Genomic DNA, 2,424 nt, shown 5'->3' with positions numbered 1-2,424 from the left:
AAGCGTTCGCAGACCATGCCGTAGAGGGCCGAGGAGCCGCCGGTGCCGGCACCGATGTAGGGCACGAAGCGTTTGGGGAAGCGCCCGCTGATGTCTTCGATTTCGTCGGTGCTGCGTCCGGCGCGGGCCAACGCGTCGTAGTAGGTGCCTGTGGAACGGGCCGCCTGGGGTTCGGCCAGTTCGGGCATCGCGTCGCGGATGGTGCCCGGGGTGCCGGGCAGGGTGGAGCGGCCTTTTTCGACGAACAGCACTCGTCGGCCTGAGCGGGCCAGCGAGTAGCCCAGCATCCCGCCGCCCATGCCGGTGCCCACCACGATCACGTCCCACAGCACGGGATCGGGCTCGCGCCCACTGAGTTCGCCGTCAACCACGTGGAACTCCTCAACCGATCATGGGCCCACAGCGCAACCGGCCCAGGCGAACCGGGATCGTAACATCTGACATCGGTCGCGGGCGCCGACGAATGCCGCACCGGTCAGCCGCACCACCCGAGTGGCGTTCGTCCCTTCGAGTGACCCGGATCGACTGTTAGCATCGCCCCCATGCCTGGACGCACCGCCGCCCCGGTGCGGATCGGCATCCTGGGCGCCTCGCGCTGGGCGCCGATGACACTCCTCACCCCGGCGCAGGACAACAGCGAGGTCGTCGTGGCCGCGGTGGCCTCGCGCGATGTGTCCCGCGCCCGAGCCTTTGCCGCACAACACGGCATCGACCGGGTGCATGACGACTACGCGGCGCTGATCGCCGACCCAGATCTGGATGCCGTCTACAACCTGCTGCCGACGAGCGTGCACGGCAGGTGGACCCGAGCCACGCTGGACGCAGGCAAGCATGTGCTGTGCCAAAAGCCGTTCACCGCCAATGCCGCCGAGGCCCGCGAGATCGCCGAACTGGCGGCCAAATCAGACCGGGTCGTGATGGAGGCGCTCCAATACCGCTACCACCCGTTGACTGCGCGCGTCGAGCAGATCATTGCGTCGGGCGAGCTCGGCAGACTGCAGCGGGTGGAGATTGCGATCTGCGTGTTACTGCCCAAGCGCTCCAACGTCAACGCCTACGACTACTCCGTGGCAGGGGGAGCGGTCATGGATGCCGGCGTTTACATCGTCGACATGCTCCGTGCGTTCGGCGGTTCGACCCCCGGCGTCGTCTCGGCGCGGGCGAAGCTGGACAGTCCTCAGGTGGACCGGGCCATGACGGCCGAGTTGCGGTTCGCCGGAGGGCACACGGGCCGGCTGCACTGCGCGCAGTGGTCCTCGGACCTGTTTCGGGCGAGCGCCAAGGTTGTCGGGGATCGCGGCCGGCTGCGATACCTCAGCCCGGCCGCACCCCATCTCTTTCCTCGGCTCTCGATCCGCTCGGCTGACGGAAAGCGGGTGGAGCGCTTCCCACGGCGCAGCTCCTACGCTTACCAGCTCGACGCTTTCGCCGGGGCGGTGCTGCGCGGAGAGCCGGTGACGACGACGCCGCACGGGGCGATCGAGAACATGACCGTGATCGACGAGATCTATTGCGCTGCCGGTCTTTCGCTTCGCCAGCCGTCCTGAACACGCGGTGTGCCGGTCGGTCAGCGTCGACCGGAGTGCGACAGCGCGATCTCGGGCGGTAGGGCACTGTCGGTGAGCCACGCGTCGACGGTGCGTGCGAAGAGGTCCGGATCGCGCTTGTGCCATTCATGGGGCATGCCGGTTGCGACCCCGTCGACTCCATGGGGCATTTGCCGCGCAAGCTCTGCAGCCCAGCTTCGCAGGATCGGTAGCTCCCTGGTGCCGGTGACGAACAAGGTGGGCGAATCGGATTTGTCGAGTCCCTCGGGAAACGTGAACCCGGCGGTCGCCATGATGACGTCGGCGAGCTGGCCGCTGGTGATGAGACGTACGTCCTCGAGATACTCGTCGAGGTGGTCCGAAGGAACCGCCGCCTGCCAGGCATTGCGGTAGTGGCGCACCAGCCATCGGTACATGGAGTTCCGGGCAGGCAGCGCCAGCAGCCGGCGCGTCAACCCGACGAACGGCAATGTGTTGACGGCGGTCCCGCACAGCACCGCCCGGTCGACGAGTTTCGGCTCGGTCGCCAACAGCTGCACCCCTACCTGGGCTCCGAGCGACCAGCCCACCACGTGTGCCCGGCCGGTGGCTGTCCGGGTGCGGATGAGTTCTGCCACCGCGGTGGCGGCTCGGCCCATCTCGAATGGCCCCTGCTCGAAGCTCTTGCCGTAGTGGGGCAGATCCGGTACCAGGCAGCGATAATGCTGCAGGCGTTCGACCACTGGCTCCCAGGACCAGCCGCTCGTATATGCGCCGTGCAGGAAGACAATGGTCGGCGCCCCGACCGGACCCGATTCGCGTACGAAAAGGTCCACGGCAGGGACCCTATCAGCGCTACCGGCAATCGTTCACGCCCGCCGCGCGGGCATCCACCAGG

At 67.7% G+C, this 2,424-nt stretch carries 3 protein-coding genes; 1 reads left to right on the top strand and 2 read right to left on the bottom strand.

From position 1 onward, the window contains the following. Positions 1-371 (bottom strand): FAD-binding protein (locus tag AC2VOK_RS11645; protein WP_428900607.1); only part of this gene is annotated, 371 nt, incomplete at its 3' end. 171 nt (positions 372-542) lie between these two features. Here AC2VOK_RS11645 and AC2VOK_RS11640 point away from each other — a divergent pair. Beyond that, positions 543-1,547: a Gfo/Idh/MocA family protein gene (locus AC2VOK_RS11640; protein WP_428900606.1), complete on the top strand. Its 1,005-nt coding sequence runs from the start codon at positions 543-545 to the stop codon at positions 1,545-1,547. A 20-nt stretch (positions 1,548-1,567) separates the two neighbouring features. On the opposite strand, the gene AC2VOK_RS11635 is transcribed toward AC2VOK_RS11640, so the two are convergent. Next, a complete protein-coding gene (locus AC2VOK_RS11635) occupies positions 1,568-2,362 on the bottom strand; it encodes an alpha/beta fold hydrolase (RefSeq protein WP_428900605.1) in 795 nt (264 codons plus the stop codon). Positions 2,363-2,424: the final 62 nt, after the last annotated feature.

Source organism: Mycobacterium sp. TH-M116, from assembly GCF_057473685.1.
This window is presented reverse-complemented; position numbering and strand designations above follow the sequence as displayed.